Annotated in this window: 1 protein-coding gene; it reads right to left on the bottom strand. The window is 61.1% G+C overall.

What is annotated here, in order from left to right; genetic code table 11:
- A partial coding sequence (locus J8I34_RS34490; protein WP_209808651.1) for an IS256 family transposase occupies positions 1–350 on the bottom strand: 350 nt, incomplete at both ends.

Raw genomic sequence — 350 nt, 5'->3', positions numbered from 1 at the left:
GCCTGTGCCAGCACCTTGCGCTCCTTGTAGTTGGCGTAGTCCAGGCTGTTGCGGATCAAATGCACAATGCAGGTCTGCACCGTGGTGCGGGGATAGGCCGTGGCAACTGCCTCCGCCAATCCCTTGAGGCCATCGACGACCGCGATCAGAATGTCCTGACAGCCGCGGTTCTTGAGTTCATTGAAGACCTTGAGCCAGAACTTGGCGCCTTCGGTCTGCTCGACCCACAGGCCCAGCACATCGCGCTGGCCGTTCGCCTGGATCCCCATGGCCAGGTACACGGCCTTGTTGCTGACGATACCGCCATCGCGGATCTTGACCCGCAAGGCGTCGAAGAACACGACCGGGTA

It is taken from the genome of Cupriavidus phytohabitans (assembly GCF_017815025.1).
Classification (GTDB): Bacteria; Pseudomonadota; Gammaproteobacteria; order Burkholderiales; family Burkholderiaceae; genus Cupriavidus.
This window is presented reverse-complemented; position numbering and strand designations above follow the sequence as displayed.